We start from the raw sequence: 21985 nt of genomic DNA on the forward strand, positions 1-21985 counted from the left end.
GCGATCAGTCCAGCAGCGCGCGGAACGCCGCCGCGGCGCGCTCGGGAGCGCCGTCGGAGACGCCGAGGAACAGACTCGGCTCCGTCAGCTCGAGCTCGAGGAGGACCGGGCCGTCGTCGCTCGGCAGGAGGTCGACCCGGATGTAGGCCAGGCCCTCGAGGCCGGCGACGACGAAGTCCGCGAGCTCTCGCTCGGCGGGTGTGGCCTCGGTGCCCATGACCTTCTCGTCCGCGTACAGCCCGGTCGACCAGGACATGCCCTGGGACAGGATCGCGGCCTTGCGCGCGGCGTGCGAGAACTCGCCATTGAGGTAGATGAGCGCCGTCTCGCCGGCCGTGTCGACGGCCGAGAGGTACGGCTGGATCATGGCTGTGCGCCCGCCGGCGTGGAGCTCGGCCACGTGCGCCGATGCGCCCGCCGGGTCGTCCTTGAGCATCTTGGCCCCCCAGGAGCCGGCGCCGACGGAGGGCTTGACGACGATGTGCCCCTCGAGGGACTCCGGCGGTGCGGTCTCGCCCGGAGCCACGAACGTCGTCGGCACCGTGGGCACGCCGCGGCCGGCCAGGTCGAGGAGGTAGCGCTTGTCCGTGTTCCAGCGCACGGTCTCGAGGGGGTTCACGAGGCGCGTCACGGCGCTCACGCGCTCGGCCCACGCGAGGAAGTCCGCGAGGTGCTCGGTGTAGTTCCAGGTGCTGCGCAGGATCACCACCTCGTAGGCGGACCACTCCACGGCCGGGTCGTCCCACGAGACCAGCTCGGCCTCGGGCAGGTGGGGCAGGAGGAGCTCCTCGTCCGCGTCAGGGACGGGCATCTCGACGGTGGTGACGATGGCGATGCGAGCGGTCATGGCTCGAGCGTATCGAGCAGTCCGCCGCCCGCGATCCACGCGGCGTGGGCGCGGTACATGACGCCGTGCCGGCGCAGGTCGGTGCGGATGTGGTCGTCGCACCAGTCGGCCATCGCGACGAGGCGCTCGGGCAGGCGGGCGAGGACCTCGGCAGGCGAGTAGACCCGCTCCTCGCCGCCGATCGTCAGCTGTCCGTAGCCGTCGAGCAGCACCGCGAGGCGGCGCCGCTGCTCCTCGTGGGGCGCGTCGGACCGGTCCGCGACGTAGCCGTCGACGCCGTCCCCGTCCGCGACCGCATCGGCCCTGTGCGGGGTGAGCGGCACGTACCGGTAGGCCGTGTACGCGAGGTCCCACACCCGCGGCCCCGGGTAGGCGAGGTCGAAGTCGATCGCCCCCACCCAGCGATGGCCGTCGTAGACGTGGTTGTAAGGCGCGAAGTCGACATGGCAGATGACCTCCTGCGGCTGCTTCCCCGGCTGCCACCACCACACGTCGTCCGCGCTGCGCTCGAAGGTGGTGGTCGCGTCGTGCCACTCCCGCAGGCGCGCACCCACCTCGCGGAGGTTCGCGTCCGCCCGCATCCACTCGGGGGTGTCGTGGTGCACGTCCCCGGGGATGTAGTCGAGCACCTCGCGTCCTTGAACGTCGAAGCCGTGGACCCGCGGCACCCACGTGACGCCCTGCGACCGGACGTGCGCGAGGAGGCGGTGCACGGTGGCGGCCTGGGGCCCGGCAGCGCGGTGGACCCGGTCGCCGATGCGCACGACGGCCCCCATGTTGCCGCCTGCCAGCGGCGTCTCCTGTGGCATGGGGACAGCCTACGAAGCGGAGTCAGCGGGCTCGCCGGGCGCGAGCGTGGTCGCCGTCGTTGTGCCCGACGCCAGCCCGGTCAGCGTCCCCCGGTCGCGCCGGATCATCGCGACGACCGCATCGGCGGCCATCACGAGGAAGCCGAGCGCAGGCAGGGAGGCGGCGAACGCCGCCCAGCGCACGAGGAAGCGGACGGTGAGGCGGGCTCGCGACGCCGGCATGCCCGTGCGGGCCGGCGCGACGGCGAGGAGCCATTGGCCGAGCGTCGCGCGATCCCCGCGGAGCAGCGGAATTCCTAGGGTCAGCATCGTGGCCGTCGCGAGCGCCACGACCGCAGGGAACCAGCCGGAGCCGAGCTCGTCGACCGCGGTCTCGATGCCCACCGCGCCAGCTCGGGCAAGGGTGACGACCAGCTGTACCGCCGTCGTCGCGACGAGCACGAACAGCAGGTCGAACGCCACCGCGAGCGTGCGGCGGAGCGTACCCGGCCGCTCCTCGACGTCCCGCGGCGGGTCGATCGCCCGCGGCCACCGGCGCATCGCGAGCGCCGCCAGCGCCGCGCCCAGTGCGCCGCCGGCCGTGTTCACGATCAGGTCGGAGGTGTCGAAGAGCCGGTACGGACACGGGTACAGCCCGTAGACCCCGGTGCCCTGCGTCACCTCGATGAGCAGCGACATGGCCGCCGACGCGAGCGTGACACGAGCCCAGCTCCACTGGCTCGCCAGCAGCGCGAAGAACCCGAAGGGCATGAACAGCGCAACGTTGAGGACCACCTGCAGCACCGGCCCGGCAAGGGGACCAGACGACGCGAGGGCCCGGCCCGCGTCCACGAGCGAGGCGCTGGGATCCAGCTGCCAGTAGTCCTCGAGCGCGCGACCCGAGCACTCAAGGGTCTCGGGCTCGGGCAGCGGGAACACGGTGAACGCGGCCAGCGAGCACGCGGAACCCAGGAGGCCGGCGACGACCAGCAGCGGCACCGCCCGCACCCGGCCGTGACGGCGCACCAGGATGCCGAGGGTGGGCGTGAGCGCGACAGGGAGAAGCATCACGGTGAACGCCACCGCGAGGACCGCGTCGAGCTGGTACACGCCCATGGGGCCAGCCTACGAAGATGATGCGACGGGGCCCCCGCTCAGGGGGAGGAGAGAGGCGGGCGGGCCCCGTCGCACGAGTGTCCGGCCTCGGCGCCTCGGGGGGAGGGGGGAGGGATGAGGCGCCGATGCCGGAAGAGGTAGCGGCGCAGGCGACCTAGTCCCCGGATGGCCGCCTGCGCCACGTCTTTGGCGGCGACCGCTCTGTCACCTGACGACTCCTCCAAGGTATGGGGCGCCGAGAGCGCGCCGACGGGACGTTGGTCCCGGCGCCGCCCCAACTTTCTGGGACGCTCGCTCGCTATAGGGTCAGCGCACGTGATGTGAGGGGTGGACATGGCGGCTTGGGAGCCGATGCTGGAGGAGCTGGTGGCGACACGTCACCGGGACCTCGTGGCGTACGCGCGGATGCTGACGGGAGACTCCGCCCAGGCGGAGGACCTGGTCCAGGACGCGCTCATCGAGACGTTCGGCGGGCGGCGCCGCTTCGGCCACGTGGCGGCGGCCGAGGCGTACACGCGCCGGGTCATCAGCTCGCGGTTCATCGACGGCACGCGCCGGCGATCGGCCGAGCGCAGGGCCCTGGCCAAGGTGGGCGCCACCGATGCCGATCCTGCGGCCGGCCCGGCCGTCCTCGTCGAGCACCGCACCGACGTGTCGCGTGCCCTGGACCTGCTGTCGGCCCGCGAGCGCGCGTGCGTGGTGCTGCGGTACCTCGAGCACCTGAGCGTCGCGGAGACCGCGGACCGGCTCGGGCTCAAGGAAGGCTCGGTCAAGCGCTACGTGCACGACGGGATCGGCAAGCTCAACGCCGCGTTGGGGACCGAGGCGGTGACGGATGACGTCGAAGGCGTCGCCGTGGATGCGGGGAGGCACTGATGGATGAGCTCGAGCGCCGTCTGCGCGGCGAGCACGAGGCGATGCGTGACGCGGCCCCGCGGTCGGGGCCCGCGGTCTACGGAGCGGTCCGCGCCGGGGCCAAGCGCCGGCGCACGGTGAGGGCGATGCTCACCGCGTCGGTCGCCGTCGTCGCGGTGGGAGTGGTCGGCGTAGGGGCGTGGGGCCTCATGGGCGACACCCGCGCCCAGGAGCCTGCGCTGCCCGATGGCAGCCCGACCGCGAGCGGCGATCCGTCGCCGGAGCCGACGCCTACTGCGGAGCCGACGGCGGATCCCGCGGACCCTCGATTCGACGACAGCCTCGACGGCATCGCCGAGGACTCACTGCCGGCGCTCGCGGCCGATCGCGGCTTCCTCGATCCCGCTGACGACTTCTCCGACGGAACGCCGTATCCGCAGGCGCACGTGATGGAGGACTGGGTCTGGGACGCCGTAGGCGCGGGCTGGGCGCTCGACATCGCGTCGGTGCAGTGGACGATCAACTACATCGACAATGCGGTGCTCCCCGCGGCGGTGCTCTACCTGGTGAGTCCCGAGGACGTGCGCTTCGAGCTCTACGAGCTGCCCGAGCGCGCCTGGGCGAGCACGCGCGTCACCAGCTGGCGCGAGGACCAGGGCATCGCGACCATCTGGTGGGCCGACCACTCGGAGGACCGCGACGACGGCCAAGCCGCCGCGGTCAACCTCCGGACCGGCGAGGTGAGCGACCTCAGGATGGCGGTGTACGGCGAGACGGCCACGGACTACCGGTTCATCATGGCGAATGCCGCGGGCGACGAGCTCTGGCGAGCTCAGTCCGAGGCGGGCTTCAAGTACTACCGGTGGAGCGAGGGAGCGGACGAGGACGGCTGGGTCGGCTCAGCGCTTGTCGACGAGGTGCCTGATGCGGACGCCGCGGGCTACAGCATCGGCATCGACGGGCCGACCGTCACCGACGATGGCGACCGCGTCCTGCTGCGCCGTCCGCTGTCGAGCGAACCGGCCACGACGATGCTGACCCTCGTGACGTACGACCTCAGCTCCGATTCCGTGGCGCAGTACCCCTTCTTGGGGCTGCCCGAGGAGGCGCGGCTGACGGACCCGTACCTGCTCGAACGGTCACTGGTACAGGCGTGGGTCGAGTTCCCTGAGAACCCGGACTCGGACGACAACGTGTACACCAGCTACCCGGCGCTGTTCGCGCTCGACGGCTCGGGTGCGGTCACTGAACTCGCTGACGCGGACGTGTTCGTACCCGACTGGCTCGAGCTCGGCCTGCCGGTGTACTTCGGCGAGGCGACCGACCGCTCGGCTGGCTTCGAGATGTGCGGCTGCTGACGCGGACGCACCCAACCCAGCGCGCGCATCGGCCCGTCGTGTGGCGTTGCTCGCATCCGGCGCCCGAGCGCTGGGAGCGGGCCGCGCTCGCGGCCTAGAGTTCCGTCCATGACCACCATCAAGAGCGCTGAGGTCATCGTCACCTCGCCGGGCCGCAACTTCGTCACGCTTCAGATCACGACGGAGGACGGCACGATCGGGCTGGGCGATGCGACGCTCAACGGCCGCGAGCTCGCGGTCGCGGTCTACCTCGCGGACCACGTCATCCCGCTGCTCAAGGGACGCGACGCGATGAACGTCGAGGACACGTGGCAGTACCTCTACCGCGGCGCGTACTGGCGGCGCGGGCCCGTCACGATGGCCGCGATCGCCGCGGTCGACATGGCGCTGTGGGACATCAAGGCCAAGGTCGCCGAGCTGCCGCTCTACCAGCTCCTGGGCGGCCAGTCCCGCACGGGCGCCCTCGCCTACGGCCACGCGAGCGGCCGCGACGTCGAGGAGCTCAAGGACTCGATCCGCGCGCACCTGGAGCTGGGCTACAAGGCGATCCGAGTCCAGACCGGCATCCCCGGACTCGACTCCGTGTACGGCGTCGCGGCGTCCGCCGGCGGCGACGGCGACCGCTACGACTACGAGCCCGCCCGGCGAGGCGCCGGCGCCCGCGCGCTGCCGGTCGAGGAGACCTGGGACACCCGCGCCTACCTGCGCCACGTGCCCACCGTCTTCGAGGAGGTCCGCCACGAGTTCGGCGTCGAGCTGCCCCTGCTCCACGACGGCCACCACCGCATGACGCCGCGCGAGGCCGCGCAGCTGGGCCGCTCGCTCGAGCCCTACGACCTGTTCTGGCTCGAGGACTGCACGCCCGCCGAGGACCAGGCGGCGCTGCGGTACGTGCGCGAGCACACCACGACGCCGCTCGCGATCGGCGAGGTGTTCAACTCGGTGCACGACTACCAGACGCTCATCACCGAGCGGCTGGTGGACTACGTGCGCTCGGCGGTGACGCACACGGGCGGCATCACGCACCTCAAGAAGCTCGCCGACTTCGCCTCGATCTACGGGATCCGCACCGGCTTCCACGGGCCCACGGACGTGTCGCCGGTGGGCCAGGCCGCGCACCTGCACCTCGACCTCGCGCTGCACAACTTCGGCATCCAGGAGTTCATGCGCCACTCGGACGACACGCTCGAGGTCTTCCGCACCTCGTACCGGTTCGAGGACGGGCTCCTCCACCCCGGCGAGCGCATCGGCCTGGGCGTCGAGCTCGACCGCGAGGCGGTGCGGCGCTTCTCCTACGACCCGGCCTACCTCCCGGTCAACCGCCTCGCCGACGGGACCATGCACGACTGGTGAGCGGGCTGCGCTCAGACGTTCGGCGGGGTGTACGGCTGCTCGACCCACTCGTCGGCATCACGCTGCGACGGCGGGTGGACGTCGTCCGCCTCCGCGGCGTCGGGGCGTGACGTGCCGCGCCGGATCACGGGCGCGGCGATGAGCGCCATGCCCACCATCGCGACGGCGGCGCCCGCCGAGGTGTAGAGCCCCGCGTGCGCGCCCACGTTGTCGACGAGGTAGCCCGCGATCCACGCGCCGAGCGCCACGCCCACGCCCATGCCGATGCGCAGCCACGACATGCCCTCAGTGATCTGGTCGCGCTTGACCACGCGCTGGACGATCGTGTCGGCGTTCGTGAGGGTCGGGGCGATCGCGGCGCCGGCGAAGAACCCGATGATCGCGAACACGATCATCCCTTCGGCGAGCGTGAGGATGCCGAAGCCCAAGGCGAGCACGACGGTGCCGATCACCGTGCGCTTCCACAGCTCCATCCGCCAGTGGCGTGCGCCGTACAGGAGACCGCCCGCGAACGAGCCTGCGGAGACGATGCCGAGCAGCACGCCGGAGAGGGTCTTGTGCCCCTGCTCCTCGGCGAAGCCCACGACGGAGATGTCGAAGGCGCCGAACATGGTGCCCAGGCCCAGCGCGATGAACGTCGCGCCGATGACCGCGGGAGGGATCTTGAGGCCCAGCCCGGCACCGCCGGCGCTGCCGCGTGCGGGCGGCTCGGTCGCGGTGAGCGAGAGCAGGATCAGCAGGCCGATCACCGTGCCGACCGTCGACACGACGAGGCCCGCCGGAGCCCACACCGCGGTCGCGAGGATCGTCGCGAGCGCGGGTCCGCCGATGAACAGCACCTCGTCGAGCACGCCCTCGAGGGCGAACGCGGTGTGGATGTCCTCGTCGGAGTCCAGGATGTTCGACCACCGGGCACGGGTGAGGGACCCGAGCGGTCCCGACAGGGACGCCACCGCCACGGCGATCCACAGCAGCCACTCCGCGCCCTGGTTCACGGCGACGAGGATGCCGACGGTCGCGCCGGTGACGTGGAGAGCGAGCAGCGGGAGCATGGCGCGTCGCTGGCCGATGCGGTCGACGAGCCGCGAGGTGGGGACGGTCTGCAGCGCCCACACCACGATGCCGATCGCCGCGACGCGGCCGGCCATCTCGTAGCTGTCGTACTGGATCTGCACCATGAGGATGAAGGAGATGTTGAACATCGACATGGGCAGGCGCGACAGCAGCCCGGCGAAGGCGAAGGCCTTCGCGCCGGGGTGGGTCAGGATCGAGCGGTAGGGGGCGAGCACCCCCTCATGCTCTCACTTTCCAACCGGTCAGGAGAGCCGATGCGGTGGCTCGGGCTCCGAGTCCTCGTCGCCCTCGGGTGGGGTCGCTTCCTGGGGGTTCGCCTCGGGCGACAGCACTCCAGGGCCGGTGGCGTCGGTGCCGACGACGGGCGGCGGAAGCGGAGTCTCGCGGCGCTTGCGCCGGTCCTGGATCACGAGCGCGGCGGCGCCGCCGATGACGAGAGCGGCACCGAGCCCGAACCCGCCCCACGTCAGCCACGGGCCCCAGTCGATCTGGTCGTCCGCGGCCGCGACGATGCGGATCTCCGCTGCGGTCGCCAGGTCGACCAGCGACAGCGTGACGGTGTTGCCCGGCACCTCTCCGGCGGTCGCCTCGGACACGCGCCCGGGGAAGGTGTACGTCACCTCGACGTCGACGGCCGTGGCCGCGAGCTCGAGGCTCGAGGCGCTGACACCCATGCCCGACAGGTCGAGCTCGTCGGGCCGGCTCAGCGCCAGGACGTAGGAGCCGTCGACCACCTCGACGCTGGCCTCGGCCCCCAAGCCAGCGGCCTCCTGCGCGGCCGTCGCCAGCTCGTCGACGGGGAGGTCGGAGATGGTGATCTCGACGCCGGTGAGCTCGCCGTCGTCGTAGTCGGCGACCTCGATCTGTCCGGGGTAGCGGTCCTGCAGGTCGGCGAGCTCGCCGGACTCCTGCGCCTGACTCACGAGCCCGTCAAGGTCGACGTCGAGACCTTGTTGCTGGGCGAACTGGGAGGCGGCGGACTCGTCGAAGGCGATGACGGCGTGCTGCGAGAACGTCAGGTCGGAGCTGAACGCCGTGTCCGACGTGACGCGCACGCACCCCGTCAGCGCGGCGGCGGCGAAGGCGGCCGCCGCGACCCAGCGCAGCGGCCGTCTCACGGGCTCTTGGTGTCCCCGTCGTCTGCCGGGTCCTCGTCAGCGGCTGGCTCGCCGGCGACGTCCTCGGACTCGGGGGAGACGCCCTCGGCGGGGCTGTGGGCGTGCTCGGCGGCGTCTGCCGCCTGCGCCTCGGTGACAGGCGAGTCGGTGGGGGCGTCGCCCGCGAACTCGGCCTCGGCCTCGACCGCGACGCCGTCCGGGAGCGGGTCCTCGGACGGGGCGACGTCGTCGACGGACGCCTCCGGCGTGGCGACCGCGTCGTCCTCCGTGGCGTCGGGCTCGGGCTCGGTGACCGCATCGGCTTCCACCTCGGGTGCGACGTCCGTGTCGACCGCGGCCTCGGCGACGGAGTCGTCGGACTCGACGACCGCATCGGCGCTCTCGCTGGAGGGGTCAGACTCGTCCCCGAGGGCGTCGGTCGACTCAGCCGCGTCCGCGTGGGTGAGGATGCCGGCCTCCCGCTCGGCCTCGAGCGAGGTCTCCGAGGGCGGGTCCTTGCGCTTGGTCGAGGTGATCAGGACGATCGCGATGCCGATGCCGATGCCCATCACGCCCAGGACGATCAGGATGATCACCAGGGGGATGCCGCCGCCGCCCTCGCTCGCGGCGCCACGAGCGGAGATCTCGGCCGGCGGGTCGAGCAGGTCCCACGTGACGGTGGTGCCGTCGAGCGTGCCGTTGTGCTCGCTGACCTCGCCGGGGAAGGAGACCGCGAGCGTCGCGGTCGCGCCGTCGGGGATCTCCGTGCCTCCCAGCTGGTCGTCGAGGCTCGCGGGCGTGCCGGTGACGACGTAGTCGTCGCCGTCGCGGGTGATGCTCATCGTCTCGTCGCCGAACTCCGCGATGTCGACGCTGTCGAACGTGGTGCGGGTGCCGACGAACTCCTCGTCCTCGTAGGGCTCCGAGGTCGCGCCCTCGATGTCGTCGGTCTCGAACGCGGACTCGAGCTCGTCCTCGCCCATGAGGTCCGCGACCTCCCTGCTGACGGCCATGACGTACTCGCCGCTGGCGGTGTCGTCCTCGTTGAGGGTGACCGACATCTCGACCTTCAGGCAGCCGGTCAGGACGGCGGCGCACACGAGCGTGAGCGCGGCAAGGCGCGGAGCAGTTCTCATGTGCCCACTCTGGCACAGCGGGAGCGCCGATGCGGGGGCCGGGAGAGGCGCCGTCGTCGCCCTGGCGAGCGGCAGGGGCGTGCTCGGCTCGCGCGTACGCTTGACCCCATGCCAGCCGAGACCCTCGTCACGATGGCGGGCGGGGTCCGCGACGTCGCGCTGGCGCTCACGGTCGGGGGTCTGATCGCCATCGCGACCCTGCTTCCCCCTGGACACCGCGCCGTCGCGCGCGCCGCGGCTGTCGCGCGCTGGTCCTCGGTCGCGTGGGCCGTGTCGGCGGTCGCGTACGTCTTCGTGTCCTACGCCTACATCCGCAACTCTCCGGTCGCGCCCGAGCGGTTCGTGGAGGAGGTCTGGTCGTTCGTCACGACCATCGACCTGGGGCAGGCCTACGCACAGATGGCCCTCGGCGCGATCGTGGTCTCCGTCCTCGCCGCCCTGGTGAGGACCCCGGTAGCCGCCGCGTGGTCGCTCGTGCCCGTCGTATGGGCGCTCGGCTGGCAGGCCCAGACGGGACACGCCGCAGGCGCCGCCGACCACCACCTCGCGACATCGGCGATGTTCATCCACATCGCCGCGTCGGCCCTGTGGCTGGGCGTCATCGCGGCCCTGCTGCTCATGCGAGGCCCGCTCGGCACCGACGCGAAGGCCGTCGTCCGGCGCGGGTCGCGCATCGCGCTGTGGGCAGCCGCCGGCATCGTCGTGTCCGGCATCGCGAACGCGTGGATCCGCCTCGCGCACGTCTCCGACCTATGGACCACCTCCTACGGGCGCCTCCTCGTCCTCAAGGTGCTGCTCATGTCCCTCGCCATCGCGCTCGCGGCGTGGCACCGGCGGGTGTCGCTGCCGCGCCTGTCCGATGCCCAGGTGCGCGACCGGTTCTGGCGCGTGATGATGGTCGACGTCGGTGCGCTGGTCGCCGTGGTCCTCGTCGCCGTCGTGCTGTCGGGCACCGCGCCGCCGGTGCCGATCGAGGCGGTGGACGCCCCGTCGCCCGCCTACTTCCTCACGGGCTACGAGCTCCCACCCGAGCCCTCTCTGCTGAACTGGGTCGCGCTCTGGAGGCTCGAGATCCTGTCCGCGTTCGCGATCATCTCCGGTGGCCTGATGTACGTGGTGTGGGCCGCGCGCCTGCACCGCCGCGGCGACCGGTGGCCCTGGTACCGCACCGCGTGGTTCCTGCTGGGCATCGCGACGATGCTGTGGATCACCCAGGGCGCGCCCATGATCTACGGCATGGTGACCTTCTCCGGTCACATGGTCGAGCACATGCTGCTCGTGATGGTCGCTCCCTTGCCGCTCGCGCTCGGTGCTCCGGTGACGCTCGCGCTGCGCGCGCTGCCGGCGCGCACGGACGGGTCGCGTGGGCCCCGCGAGTACCTCCGCGGCGTCATCGACTCGCGCCTGTTGCGCTTCCTGTCGAACCCGATCGTCGCCGCCGTGAACTTCGCCGGCTCCCTGGTGGTGTTCTACTACTCGCCGCTGTTCGAGTTCGCGCTGACCAACCACGTCGGCCACCTGTGGATGCTGGTCCACTTCACGCTTGCCGGGTACTTCTTCGCCAATGCCCTCGTGGGCATCGACCCCGGGCCCAACCGGCCGCGCTACGCGCTGCGGATCGTCATGATCTTCGCGACCATGGCCTTCCACGCGTTCTTCGGCGTCTCGCTCATGTCCTCCGAGGTGCTGCTCGCCCCGCGGTGGTTCGGCCTCATGGGTCGCGACTGGGGGCCCGACGCCATCACCGATCAGCAGTACGGCGGTTCTCTCGCATGGGGCATCGGCGAGCTGCCTGTGGTGCTGCTCGCGATCGGCGTCATCATCGCGTGGCGGCGCGCCGACGAGAAGGAGTCTCGGCGCAAGGACCGCCAGGCCGAGCGCGATGACGACGCGGAGCTGCGCGCGTACAACGCGATGCTCGCGCAGGTCGCCGAGCGCGACCGCGAGCCGTGATCCCCAGCCCTTTCCACAGCGGCGCTCTCTCCACAGATTTCATCCACAGGGTTGTGAAGTTTGGGTAAACCAGGAGCAATTCCGGTGGAAAACGCTGTGGGGAAAAAGTGGATGAAAAAAAGTCCCTCGCCGGGGTTGCGCGCCCCCCTGGACCCGAGTACGACTAGTCCCATCGGAACTTCGGTTCCACCGCTCCGGAGGGGTCGCAAGACCTCGATCGGGGGCCGGCGGGCCAGCTGCGCGACTCGGGTCATCCGAGCCGACATGCCTGGTACATCGGCTGGTGGGGAAGGAGAACCGGACGCTTCGGACAACGTCGGTCCACGTCGTCGGAATCCGCTCACGGGTGGGTTGCGGCGAACTGTGGGTGACGGCACAGGGGCTTGGCGGCCCGGAGCGTCGACCAGGAGGACACCACCCTTCGGGGGGTGTAGCCGCATCGTCAATCGCGGCCGTCGCGGTCGAGGGAGTTATCCCCAGATCGCGAGAACTTCTCGGTCATGGCAAGGCCCCCCGCACTCCTATTGCGGGGGGCCTTCGCCTTGCCCGGCCACCGCTGGGGGGCCGTTGTCCCCAACCTACGATCTGGGGACAGCGCGACGCCGCACCGACACGCGCCGTCGGCCGGGAACACCCCTTTCGGGCCACTCCCCTCGGCCTCCAGGGGCGCCGACGCTGCGCGCTGTACGTTGAGTACCGAGGGCGAGGCCCTCGACAGGAGGTGCGATGACCGAGCCGCAGGAGCCCACCGAGGACCGACCCGAGGGCGCGCCCGACAGCGCCCCGCGAGGCGTCCCGTGGGCGGGGGTGGTGAGCGGCGCGAGCGCTGCCTCCGCGCGCACCCCGGAGGAGCCAGCCTCCGCGCCATCGGCCGTCGAGGACGAGACCGCTGACGCGGCGCCCGACGGCCCGGCCGCGGATGCGTCGGCCGACTCGCCCTGGGCCTCGATCCTCTCGGGCGAGTCTCCGGTCAGCCCCGCCTCTGCGCCCGAGCCGGCGCCCGCCGCGGGCCTCCGGCCGTGGACGCCCGACGCCGTGCGCGAGGAGACCTCGGCGCCTGAGTCGAGCAGTGCCCAGGAGACGGCCAGCGCCGAGGGAACGCCTCGTGACGCGGCGGATGTCGACGAGCCGCTCGCCTCGGAGGAGCCGCAGTCCGCCGATGAGCCCGGTGGCGACCCGGCGCCCGTGCTCGACCCGGTCACCGGCGGAGCCGCGGTGCTCGCCGGCACCGCTGCGACGGATCCCATGCGCGGCGACGATGAGCGCACCGGGGCGGAGGGTGACTCCGAGCCCGAGCCCGAGCCCGAGCCCGAGCCCGAGCCCGAGCCCGAGCCCGAGGCTGGCGAGGACGAGCAGGCCACCCAGGTCCTCCCGCCTGTCGTTCTCCTGGGGGACCAGGGGGCGGAGGACAGCGTCGACGAGCCGTCCGCGCCCGTCGAGGCTGACCGCGACTGGATGGGCGTCCTCGCGTTCGTCACCGGAGCCCTGCTGATCAGCCCGATCGCCATCATCTTCGGCCACCTGGGACTCTCGGCTGCCAAGAAGGGACGCGCGCGCCATCGCTCGTTCGCGCTAGCGGGCGTGATCCTCGGCTGGATCGGCCTCATCGCGCTGGGCGTCTCCGCCTACTTCCTGCTGGCCGAGCGCACCTCGCCCGAGGAGATCGACATCCAAGCGCAGCAGGACGTGAGCGCCCTGGGAGCCGCCGCGGCGACGGCCGCCGTCGAGACCGGCATGGTGCCGGAGGTCGCGCAAGCTGGCGACGGGTACACCGTGTCAGGGGAGGCCATCGCCTCCGAGCTCACCACCGAGCACACGCTCAGCTTCACCGGGTCGACGGCCTCCGACTGGTGCCTCGACGTCTCCTTCGACGGCGGGACCGTCGGCGCGTTCAGCTACACCGCGACCGAGGGCATGGCCGAGGGGGCGTGCCTGACCCTCGAGTGATCGGGCGTCACGGGCGAGACCACTCGCCCGCATGCTGCGTGGCCCATTGCTCGAAGGACTGCGGCGGCTGTCCGGTCACGGCCAGCACGTCGTCGGTGATCCCGTCCGCCTTGCCGGCGCGCGCCACCGAGTAGATCGCCGTCGTCACGGCCACCATGCCCCAGGGCATCCCCAGGGTGCGGCGTGCGTGGCGCGCGTACGCGATGACTCCCGGCTTGGCGTAGCGGATCGGGCGGCCCAGCAGGTGGGACAGCGTGTCGGCCACCTCGGCATAGGTAAGGGCCGATGTACCCGTTGGGGTCCATGCAGTGTTCCGGTGTGCGCTCGGGTCGAGCAGTGCGGCAGACGCCACCGCGGCGACGTCGCTCGCCGCGACGAAGCTCGTCGCGCCTGTGCCCGCCGGAACCATGAGGCTGTCCCGATCGCGGATGTCGGTGAGGTGGGTCGTGGTGAGGTTCTCCATGAAGAAGCTTGGGCGCACGAAGGTCCACTCGAGGCCCGAGTCGCGCAGCCAGGCTTCGATCCTTGCGTGCGGAACCACGGTGTTGCTCTCCGCGCCTTGCAGCGACAGCAGCACCATGTGGCGCACTCCCGCGCTCTTGGCTGCCTCGAGGGCGGGCACCATGTCGCGCGCGATGTTCGACAGCTGGGGCGGCCGCATGAGGAACATGCGCTCGACGCCTCGGAAGGCACCGTCCCACGTCGTGGGGTCGGTGAAGTCGAGCGCGACGGCTTCGACCTCGTCGCCGAGCGCGGTCGTCACATCGCGAGGGGACCGCGCTGCCGCTCGCACGGGCGCGCCCTCGGCTCGCAAGAAGCCTACGATCGCGCGGCCGATGTTTCCGGTTGCTCCGGTGACCAGGATGGGGGTGTCCACGATCGCGCATCTCCTTCAGGTCGGCGCTCTCCGGGCGCGCGGGGGTGGCAGTTCTCGACAGCCTGTTCATTTAGTTGTAGCATACAAATATGAGTGCGCGCGACGAGCGACCCCCCCTGTCCTCTCCAGAGGCTGGCGAGCGCGCGGCGGTGCTCGCGGGCACGTCGACGGGCTCCGGCGCCGCGCGTGACGTCGCGCCGAACCTCGAACGGATCGACGCTGGCCTGCTGCGTCTGCGCGCGCTCGTCATCGGCAGCCCGGCCCCGTCCGGTGCTCTGCCGGGTGAGTCCGTCGACATGTCCACCGTGCGTGTGGTCGACGTCGTCGTTCGCTCAGGCGAGGACGCGGTGAGCATCGGCGCGATCGCTGCAGAGCTGGGGATCACGGCGTCCACCACCACGCGACTGGTGGATCGTGCCGTGGCCGCGGGGATGGTGGAGCGCGAGCGGTCGACCACGGACGGCCGTGGCGTCAAGATCCGCGTCACGGACGCGGGAGCCGAGCTCGATCTGCGCGCGCTGCGATTCCGCGTCGACCGGCTGGCCGCCATGCTTGCGGACTGGACGCCGGAACGGATCCACCGATTCGCACACGACCTCGACGAGTTCGCGGACGCGGCAAGCGGCGCGAGAGACAAGGAGCAGTGACCATGGACATCGTCCTGTGGGTGGCGCAAGGGCTGCTGGCGCTCGCGTTCTTCGGCGCCGGTTTCACCAAGCTCAAGGACAGTCGCGAGGTCTACGCGGCGCAACGTCCTCCCATGACGAGCTACGCGACGCGCATGCCCGTGTGGCTGTACAAGGCAGTCGGCGCCGCCGAGGTGGCCGCTGCCCTCGGCCTGGTCTTGCCGTGGGCGCTCGACATCGCACCGGTCCTCACGCCGATCGCCGCCACAGGGCTCGTCGTCATCATGGTCGGCGCGTTCGTCGACCACGCCCGCCATGGTGAGCGACAGTCGCTGCCGGTCAACGTGGTCCTCGGAGCGCTGGCAGCCTTCGTCGCGCTCGGCCGCTTCCTCGGTTGGTGACTCAGCCCTCGAGCGCCACGCCGTCCGCGACGGTGCCCGGGGCGTCGCCGTCCTTGAGCACTGCGTCGCCCGTGACCACCACATCGGCGCCAAAGGTCCAGTCGCCGGACACGGTCAGCGAGGTGGCGCCGCGCAACGACGGCGCCCCTGCGGGGAACCGCGCGTCGAAGTCGCCCACCGTCTTGTAGAAGCGCGAGTCGAGGTCCACGAGAGGCGCGGACTCGACGTCCAGGCGCAGAGCGCCGTCCGCGTCGAGGCGGTAGGCGTCCGAGCGCAGCAGCAGCAGGTCGTTGGTGGTCTTGACGGGCAGGAACCGGTCGCGGCCCACGACGATGGACGTCGCACCCTCGAAGACCTCGATCGCGGCGCCCATAGCCGTCTCGATCTGGAACACCTTGGGCGAGCTCGAGTCGGTGGGGTCGACCGTCTTCTCGTTGCGGATGAGGGGAAGGCCCAGGACGGCGCCGCGCTCGGTGAGCGCCGCGTGCAGCTTCTCGAGGTCCCACCACAGGTTGTTGGTGTGGAAGTACGGGTGGCGGTGCTCGTCCGTGAAGTAGTCCATCTGGTCCGGCGGCGTCTGGGCGGTGTCGCGCAGGATCAGCTGGCCGTCGGACGATCGGATCGCCAGGTGACCGCCCTTGCGGTCGGCTGCCGTGCGGCGGCACAGCTCGGCCGCATAGGGCGCGCCTGAGGCCGCGAACCAGCCGGCGATGCGTGCGTTCGGGACTGCGCCCAGGTTGTCCGAGTTCGAGGCGCTCGCGTACTTGAAGCCGGCTTCGAGGAGCCGCTCCAGGACTCCCGACGACAGCAGCGCCGTGTAGATGTCGCCGTGTCCAGGGGGGCACCACTCGAGCGTGGGGTCCGCGGGCCAGTCCACGGGCGTCATGTCGTCGATGCGGATCTTCGGCTCGCGGTTCTGGAGGAAGTCCAGCGGCAGCCCGTCGACCTCGATGTCGGGGTGCTGCGCGAGTGCCGCCAGCGAGTCATCCTGCGTGCGGAACGAGTTCATGAGCACCAGCGGCAGGCGAGCGCCGGTCGCCTCGCGCGCCTTGCGCACCTGGCCTGCGATGAGGTCGAGGAAGCTCTGGCCGTCGCGCACCGGCAGCAGCGACTTCGCGCGGTCCATGCCCATCGAGGTGCCGAGCCCGCCGTTGAGCTTGATGATGACGGTCTTCGACAGCGCCTCAGCGGCCGCGGCGTCGTCGATCTCGACGTCCTCGAGGCGGTCCGGGTCGAGCAGCGGCTCGATGGTCTCCTCGGGGATCAGCCCCGTCGCGCCGGCCTCGAGGGCCGCGTAGTAGTGGCTGAACACGTCGATCGCGGCCGGCGAGACTCCGCCGTCGCGCATCTTCTGCTGTGCCTGGGCAAGTCCTTCTGCGCTCATGTCTCTACTGTAGGGGGCTCGACCCGGGACTGTGACCGGTCACAGGCGTGAACTTCAGGTGTCCGCCAAGGCGCCGACCCGCCCGCCGTACCGCGCCAGACCCCCGCGCCGGTTCGATTGCCTCCGCGCTGGACTCCCTCCGCGCCGGACCCTCTCCGCCCGACCCCCTCCGCCGCCTTAGCGTCCTGATGGTGCGTGAGCGTCAGTCTGCCGCGTCGGGTGTCACACGATGGTGGCTGGCTGTCGCTACGCCGACGCGATGGTCGCGCGCGCCACGGCGTGCCGGGAGCGGGCGCCGGCGACCACCAGCAGGGCCACGCCGAGCGCGAGCCACGCGCCGAGCACGAGGAGCGGCTGACCGATCGCCGCGCCGTCGAAGAAGCCGACGTTGCGCAGCAGGGTGCCGGTCGCGCCGGGCGGCAGCAGCTGGCCGATGGCGCCCCACGGCTCCGGGAGCATCTCCGGCGCGGACGTCAGGCCCGACAGCGGGTTGCCGAGGAACACGATGAGGATCGCCGCGATCGCGATGCCAGGCCTGCCGAGCAGGCTCTCGACGCCGAGCACTGTCATGCCGGTGGCGAGGATGCCCAGGATCGCGGCGGCCGAGGCGGCCCAGAAGTTGCCCGTCAGCGTGCCGAACCAGAACTCGAGGATCGACACCATGAGCAGGCCGGCCACGACGGCGAATGTGCCCATCGCGGCGAGGCGTCGTCCCGTCCCGCGGATGAGGAGCGTCGTCGCGACACCGGCGATGAAGCCGCCGAGCGCGATCGGAAGCGCGCCCGCGGACAGGCCGATGCCGCGCGGGTCGTCCTCAGAGGTCGGCACGACATCGTTGACCGTCACGTCCACGCCGAGCTGCGCGCCGGCGGCCTGACCCACCTGGGTGATGAGCTGAGCGACCGTCGGGCTGGCTGCCGAGGCGACGTCGACCGTCAGGCCCATGGGCCCGACGACGAAGGCGCCGTAGACCTCGCGGCCCTCGATCATGGCCACGGCGTCCTCTTCGGAGGGTGCGGCGGTGACCTCGAAGGCGCCCGGCTGCGCCTCATCGAGCGCGCCGCCGATCTGGCCAGCGACCTCCTCGGGGGCGACCACGGCGAGCGGGATGTCATGTGGGCTGGAGCTCACGGCCGGGAGCCCGAACGCGACGAGCATCGTGGACACGAGCAGCGCCAGCCCGAGCGCGAGCCCGAAGACGGGGCGCCAGGATTGTGCGGCGCCGGGGCCGGTGGTGGAGGGGGTCTCGGTCATGGCAGTTCCTCGGGGCGGGCGACTAATAAGATACGGTACGTATCGTATGCTCAGCACGGCGGGCCTTGTCAAGTGCGCGCCGGCATGAGGAAGGATGGCGACCATGACGCCTCAGCCGCAGCAGCGCCGCCGCCGCTCCCACGAGCTGGACGATGCGATCAAGGCGGCCGTGCTCGAGGAGATGGCCGAGCGCGGGTACCAAGGCCTCACCTACGAGGGGGTGGCGCGCAGAGTCGGCACGAGCAAGCCGGTGCTGTACCGGCGCTACTCGAGCCGCGCCGACATGGCCATCGACGCGTTCCTCACCTCCCGCATCGGCTCTCCTCCGGCGAACTTCGCCGGACCCTTGCGTGAAGACCTCATCGCGCTCGTGAGCGGCGTGCTGAATCGCGTCGGGCCCGAGGGGGTCCAGATCTTCCGCGGCGTCATCGGCGAGGTCGACGACGGCACCGTCGCCCGGGTCGCGGGTCTCGTGACCGTGCAGTTCTCCGGGTGGCTCGACGAGATCCTGGAGCGCGCGCGAGTGGCGGGCGAGATCCCCGACCGGCCGGTGTCGCCCGTGGTCGTACGCGCCATCATCGGCCTCGTGCGCAACGAGGTGCTCTTCACCTTGGGCGCCGGTCAGGACGGGGACATCCCCGCCCTCGTGGACGAGGTGATGGTCCCGCTGCTGCGGGCCTGACTACGCAGGCGGCAGCCCGAAGGCCTCGTGCAACATCGCGCGCAGCGCCCCTGGAATGTCGAGCGTGCCGGGGTGGAGCCCGTCGTAGAGCTGCATCCCGTCCCAGGTGGCGATGATCATCGCCGCGCGGTCCTCCGGCGACAGGGGATCCGTGTCGATGCCGAGCTCGGTGCGCTGTCGTCGAATGGTCCACGCGATGAGCGCTCCGAGCAGGTCGTGCCGATGCTGGAGCGCCTCGCGGGCGGGGTGATCCGCCGCGCCGGCCTCCGCGTTGAGCACGTTGAGGAGCTGCACCAGCCCCGGTGAGGACAGGTTGATCTCCGCGGTCTTCACGATGCCGTCCGCGATGAACTGCGCGGTGATCTCCTCGGGCAGCTCCGCCGGCATCGCCTGGGCGTCGTGCCACTCGATCACGGCGAGCAGGAGCGCGGTCTTGTTGCCGAAGTGGTGGATGAGCGTGGAGTGGTCGACGCCCGCCTCGCGCGCGATGGACCGCACCGACGTGCCGTGGAAGCCGCGCTGCGCGAACGCCTCCGCGGCGCTCCTGACGATGGACTCCTTGGTGGCGCGGCCGCTGGCGTACCCCTCGGACCGGGGGGTCGCGTCCGACTCTGGCACGCGGGCTCCTTCCCGTGACGTACGTCACCGGATTTCCACCACATGGTGGACTTCTGTTACCGTCTTTCTCACTCCACCACGTGGTGGAACTTGAGACCAGGGTACCGATCCATGCACGACGCAGACAATCAACGACGCTTGATCAGCGAGATGACCCTCGCCGAGAAGGCGTCGCTCATGTCGGGCGAGAACTTCTGGAACACGAAGTCGCTCGATCGTCTCGGCGTCCCCGCGATCATGCTCACGGACGGCCCGCACGGACTGCGCAAGCAGGGAGGCGCCGCCGACCACCTCGGCCTCCACGCGAGCCTTCCCGCCACGTGCTTCCCGCCCGCCGCGACGCTTGCGTCGAGCTGGAGCCCGGCCCTCGTGGAGCGGGTCGGCACCGCGCTCGGCGCCGAGGCCGCGGCAGCGGACGTCAGCGTCCTGCTCGGGCCGGGGCTCAACATCAAGCGCAATCCGCTGGGCGGCCGCAGCTTCGAGTACTTCTCCGAGGACCCCCTGCTGTCGGGCTCGATGGCCGCTGCGATGATCCGCGGCATCCAGTCACAGGGAGTGGCCGCCAGCGCCAAGCACTTCGCGGTGAACAGCCAGGAGACGCACCGCATGTCGATCGACGAGGTGGTCGACGAGCGCGCCCTCCACGAGACCTACCTCGAGGGCTTTCGCATCGCGGTGACGCAGGGACAGCCCTGGACGGTCATGTCCTCGTACAACAAGGTCAACGGCACCTACGCGAACGAGAACCACGCGCTGCTCACCACGATCCTGCTCGAGAACTGGGGCTTCGACGGGCTCGTCGTCACCGACTGGGGCGGCAACAACGACCGCGTCGCGGGCCTGCGCGCCGGCAACGCGCTCGAGATGCCGTCCACCGACGGCGTCACCGACGCCGAGATCGTCGCCGCTGTCGAGTCGGGCGAGCTCGACGAGGCGGTCCTCGACGCGCGCGTCGGGGAGCTGCTGACGCTCATCGAGCGCACGCGAAGCGCCCGCGAGCCGGGAGCCACCGCCGACCTCAACGCGCACCACGCGCTCGCCACTGACGCCGCGCGCCGCTCCGCGGTGCTGCTGCGCAACGAGGGCGCGACCCTGCCGCTGACTCCCGACCACGGGCCCGTCGCCGTCATCGGCGACTTCGCCGCCACCCCCCGGTACCAGGGTGCGGGCAGCTCGCTCGTCAACCCCACCCGGGTGGACGATGCGCTCGGCGCCCTGCGCGCATCGGCCCTCGACGTCGTCGGCTACGAGCCGGGGTTCCACCGCCGCGACAAGCCCAGCGCGCGGCTGCGGCGCCGGGCGGTCGACCTGGCCCGGCGCGCCCAGACCGTGGTGCTCTTCCTCGGCCTCGACGAGTCCGCCGAGGCGGAGGCCGTGGACCGCGCGCACCTGCGCCTCGCGCACAACCAGCTCGAGCTCGTACGTGACCTCGTCGCGCTCGACGCCCGCATCGTCGTGGTGCTCGCCGGCGGCGCGCCCGTCGAGCTGCCCTTCGCCGAGGACGTCGACGCGATCCTGCACGGCTACCTGGGCGGACAGGGCGGCGGCGCGGCGATCGCCGAGCTCCTCACGGGCGTCGCGAACCCGGCGGGCCGCCTGGCAGAGACGCTCCCGCTGACGTACGCCGACGTGCCCTCGTCCGAGGACTTCGGGCGCACCGAGGCCACGTCCGAGCACCGTGAGTCGATCTACCTGGGATATCGCTACTACGACAAGGTCGGCGCTCCCGTGCGCTACCCCTTCGGTCACGGCCTGTCGTACACCACGTTCGAGCACCGCGACCTCGTCGCGACCGACGCCGGGGTGCGCGTGACCGTCACCAACACCGGCGACCGCGAGGGCACCGAGACCGTGCAGGTCTACATCGAGAACCCCGGCGAGGCACGCGGCGAGTTCCGCGCGGCGCGCGAGCTGCGCGGCTTCGCCCAGGTGACCCTCGCGCCGGGCGAGAGCGCCGAGGTCGCCATCGCCTACGCCGAGCACGCCTTCGGCGTCTACGACCCGGTCGCGGGAGCCTGGCGTACCGTCGCGGGCGACTACGGCGTCCTCGTGGGGGCATCCTCGCGTGACATCCGCGACCGGGCGACGGTCACCGTCGCCGGCGAGACCGGCGTCGGCGGAGAGCCGATGCGCGTGCAGCACTACCTCGACGGTCACGTCGAGCGGGTGGTCACCGCGGACTTCGAGGAGCTCCTCGGGCGCGAGGTGCCGCCGTCCACGTGGGACCGTTCCGCTCCGCTGACCCGCGACGACATCGTGGCGCAGACCCAGGGGCGCGGGGGCTTCGCGAGCCTCCTGCACGGCCTCATCACGACCACGAGCGCCGCGCTGATGGCGCTGGGGCGGCCCCACGCCTCGAACAACGTCCGCTTCGCGCTCGACCTGCCGTTCCGGTCCATCGCGCGCATGAGCGGGGGCCGCGTCGACGACGCGATGCTCGACGGCCTGTTGACCATGGTCAACGGTCGCTTCTGGCGCGGAGCGCGTCACACCTTCACCGCCTGGCGCGCGCACCGTCGCGCGGCGCGCGGATCCCGGCGTACGGGCGGCGCCTCGCCGGCCGAGGCCACCCCGATCACCACCACACCACTGTCCCCAGCACCAAAGGAGGGCTGAGAG

19 protein-coding genes are annotated in these 21985 nt (G+C 71.5%); 9 read left to right on the top strand and 10 right to left on the bottom strand.

Annotation, left to right across the window (positions count from 1 at the left end; all coding sequences use genetic code 11):
* Nucleotides 1-4: 4 nt before the first annotated feature.
* Genes B7K25_RS12435 through B7K25_RS12445 form a run of 3 tightly spaced genes read right to left on the bottom strand, consistent with a single transcriptional unit; the run spans nt 5 to nt 2751 of the window.
* On the bottom strand, nt 5-847 hold the full coding sequence (locus B7K25_RS12435; RefSeq protein ID WP_084106413.1) for a RimK family alpha-L-glutamate ligase: 843 nt from the start codon (nt 845-847) through the stop codon (nt 5-7).
* Nucleotides 844-1656: a phosphotransferase gene (locus tag B7K25_RS12440; RefSeq protein ID WP_084106415.1), complete on the bottom strand. Its 813-nt coding sequence runs from the start codon at nt 1654-1656 to the stop codon at nt 844-846. The genes B7K25_RS12435 and B7K25_RS12440 overlap by 4 nt, the downstream gene beginning before the upstream one ends.
* 9 nt (nt 1657-1665) lie before the next feature.
* Nucleotides 1666-2751, bottom strand: coding sequence for a VanZ family protein (locus tag B7K25_RS12445; RefSeq protein WP_084106417.1), 1086 nt, complete (start codon nt 2749-2751; stop codon nt 1666-1668).
* Nucleotides 2752-3084: 333 nt separating this feature from the next.
* On the opposite strand from B7K25_RS12445, the gene B7K25_RS12450 reads away from it, so the two are divergent.
* From B7K25_RS12450 to manD, 3 genes are all read left to right on the top strand, one after another.
* Nucleotides 3085-3627, top strand: a complete 543-nt coding sequence (locus B7K25_RS12450) for an RNA polymerase sigma factor (protein ID WP_084106629.1) — start codon at nt 3085-3087, stop codon at nt 3625-3627.
* Complete coding sequence (locus B7K25_RS12455; protein ID WP_084106419.1) at nt 3627-4964, top strand: hypothetical protein; 1338 nt, start codon at nt 3627-3629, stop codon at nt 4962-4964. Before B7K25_RS12450 ends, B7K25_RS12455 begins: the two co-directional genes overlap by 1 nt.
* Nucleotides 4965-5072: 108 nt before the next feature.
* Entirely contained in the window at nt 5073-6317 is a 1245-nt protein-coding gene (gene manD, locus B7K25_RS12460; RefSeq protein ID WP_084106421.1) for a D-mannonate dehydratase ManD, read from the top strand.
* An 11-nt stretch (nt 6318-6328) separates the two neighbouring features.
* Here the strand turns inward: manD and B7K25_RS12465 are convergent, their stop codons facing one another.
* The 3 genes from B7K25_RS12465 to B7K25_RS12475 are packed head-to-tail and all read right to left on the bottom strand — an operon-like array spanning nt 6329 to nt 9624.
* Nucleotides 6329-7606: an MFS transporter gene (locus B7K25_RS12465; protein WP_084106423.1), complete on the bottom strand. Its 1278-nt coding sequence runs from the start codon at nt 7604-7606 to the stop codon at nt 6329-6331.
* 27 nt (nt 7607-7633) lie between these two features.
* Complete coding sequence (locus B7K25_RS12470) at nt 7634-8509, bottom strand: hypothetical protein (RefSeq protein ID WP_084106425.1); 876 nt, start codon at nt 8507-8509, stop codon at nt 7634-7636.
* Nucleotides 8506-9624, bottom strand: coding sequence for a hypothetical protein (locus B7K25_RS12475; protein WP_144019005.1), 1119 nt, complete (start codon nt 9622-9624; stop codon nt 8506-8508). Before B7K25_RS12475 ends, B7K25_RS12470 begins: the two co-directional genes overlap by 4 nt.
* Nucleotides 9625-9732: 108 nt before the next feature.
* On the opposite strand from B7K25_RS12475, the gene B7K25_RS12480 reads away from it, so the two are divergent.
* Nucleotides 9733-11577: a cytochrome c oxidase assembly protein gene (locus tag B7K25_RS12480; RefSeq protein ID WP_084106428.1), complete on the top strand. Its 1845-nt coding sequence runs from the start codon at nt 9733-9735 to the stop codon at nt 11575-11577.
* A 726-nt stretch (nt 11578-12303) separates the two neighbouring features.
* Nucleotides 12304-13524 carry a DUF4190 domain-containing protein gene (locus B7K25_RS12485; protein WP_084106430.1) on the top strand — a complete coding sequence of 407 codons (1221 nt, stop codon included), beginning with the start codon at nt 12304-12306 and terminating at the stop codon, nt 13522-13524.
* A gap of 7 nt (nt 13525-13531) precedes the next feature.
* Here B7K25_RS12485 and B7K25_RS12490 read toward each other — a convergent pair whose 3' ends face one another.
* A complete protein-coding gene (locus B7K25_RS12490) occupies nt 13532-14401 on the bottom strand; it encodes an NmrA family NAD(P)-binding protein (protein WP_159450209.1) in 870 nt (289 codons plus the stop codon).
* Between the two features lie 89 nt (nt 14402-14490).
* Here B7K25_RS12490 and B7K25_RS12495 point away from each other — a divergent pair, with 89 nt between their 5' ends.
* Together B7K25_RS12495 and B7K25_RS12500 are read left to right on the top strand one after the other, a co-directional pair.
* Nucleotides 14491-15048 (top strand): MarR family winged helix-turn-helix transcriptional regulator, encoded by a 558-nt coding sequence (locus B7K25_RS12495; RefSeq protein ID WP_084106434.1) that lies wholly within the window; start codon nt 14491-14493, stop codon nt 15046-15048.
* A 2-nt stretch (nt 15049-15050) separates the two neighbouring features.
* Nucleotides 15051-15428 carry a DoxX family protein gene (locus tag B7K25_RS12500; protein WP_084106436.1) on the top strand — a complete coding sequence of 126 codons (378 nt, stop codon included), beginning with the start codon at nt 15051-15053 and terminating at the stop codon, nt 15426-15428.
* A 1-nt stretch (nt 15429) separates the two neighbouring features.
* Here B7K25_RS12500 and B7K25_RS12505 read toward each other — a convergent pair whose 3' ends face one another.
* Complete coding sequence (locus B7K25_RS12505; protein WP_084106438.1) at nt 15430-16812, bottom strand: UTP--glucose-1-phosphate uridylyltransferase; 1383 nt, start codon at nt 16810-16812, stop codon at nt 15430-15432.
* 246 nt (nt 16813-17058) lie between these two features.
* Nucleotides 17059-18066 (bottom strand): hypothetical protein, encoded by a 1008-nt coding sequence (locus B7K25_RS12510; protein WP_084106440.1) that lies wholly within the window; start codon nt 18064-18066, stop codon nt 17059-17061.
* A gap of 103 nt (nt 18067-18169) precedes the next feature.
* On the opposite strand from B7K25_RS12510, the gene B7K25_RS12515 reads away from it, so the two are divergent.
* The gene (locus B7K25_RS12515; protein ID WP_159450210.1) at nt 18170-18748 is read left to right on the top strand and encodes a TetR/AcrR family transcriptional regulator; all 579 of its coding nucleotides are present in this window, start codon (nt 18170-18172) and stop codon (nt 18746-18748) included.
* Here B7K25_RS12515 and B7K25_RS12520 read toward each other — a convergent pair whose 3' ends face one another.
* The gene (locus B7K25_RS12520; protein ID WP_084106444.1) at nt 18749-19366 is read right to left on the bottom strand and encodes a TetR/AcrR family transcriptional regulator; all 618 of its coding nucleotides are present in this window, start codon (nt 19364-19366) and stop codon (nt 18749-18751) included.
* A gap of 138 nt (nt 19367-19504) precedes the next feature.
* Here B7K25_RS12520 and B7K25_RS12525 point away from each other — a divergent pair, with 138 nt between their 5' ends.
* Nucleotides 19505-21982 carry a glycoside hydrolase family 3 C-terminal domain-containing protein gene (locus B7K25_RS12525; RefSeq protein WP_084106445.1) on the top strand — a complete coding sequence of 826 codons (2478 nt, stop codon included), beginning with the start codon at nt 19505-19507 and terminating at the stop codon, nt 21980-21982.
* Nucleotides 21983-21985: the final 3 nt, after the last annotated feature.

It is taken from the genome of Demequina sp. NBRC 110056, assembly GCF_002090155.1.
GTDB lineage: Bacteria > Actinomycetota > Actinomycetes > Actinomycetales > Demequinaceae > Demequina.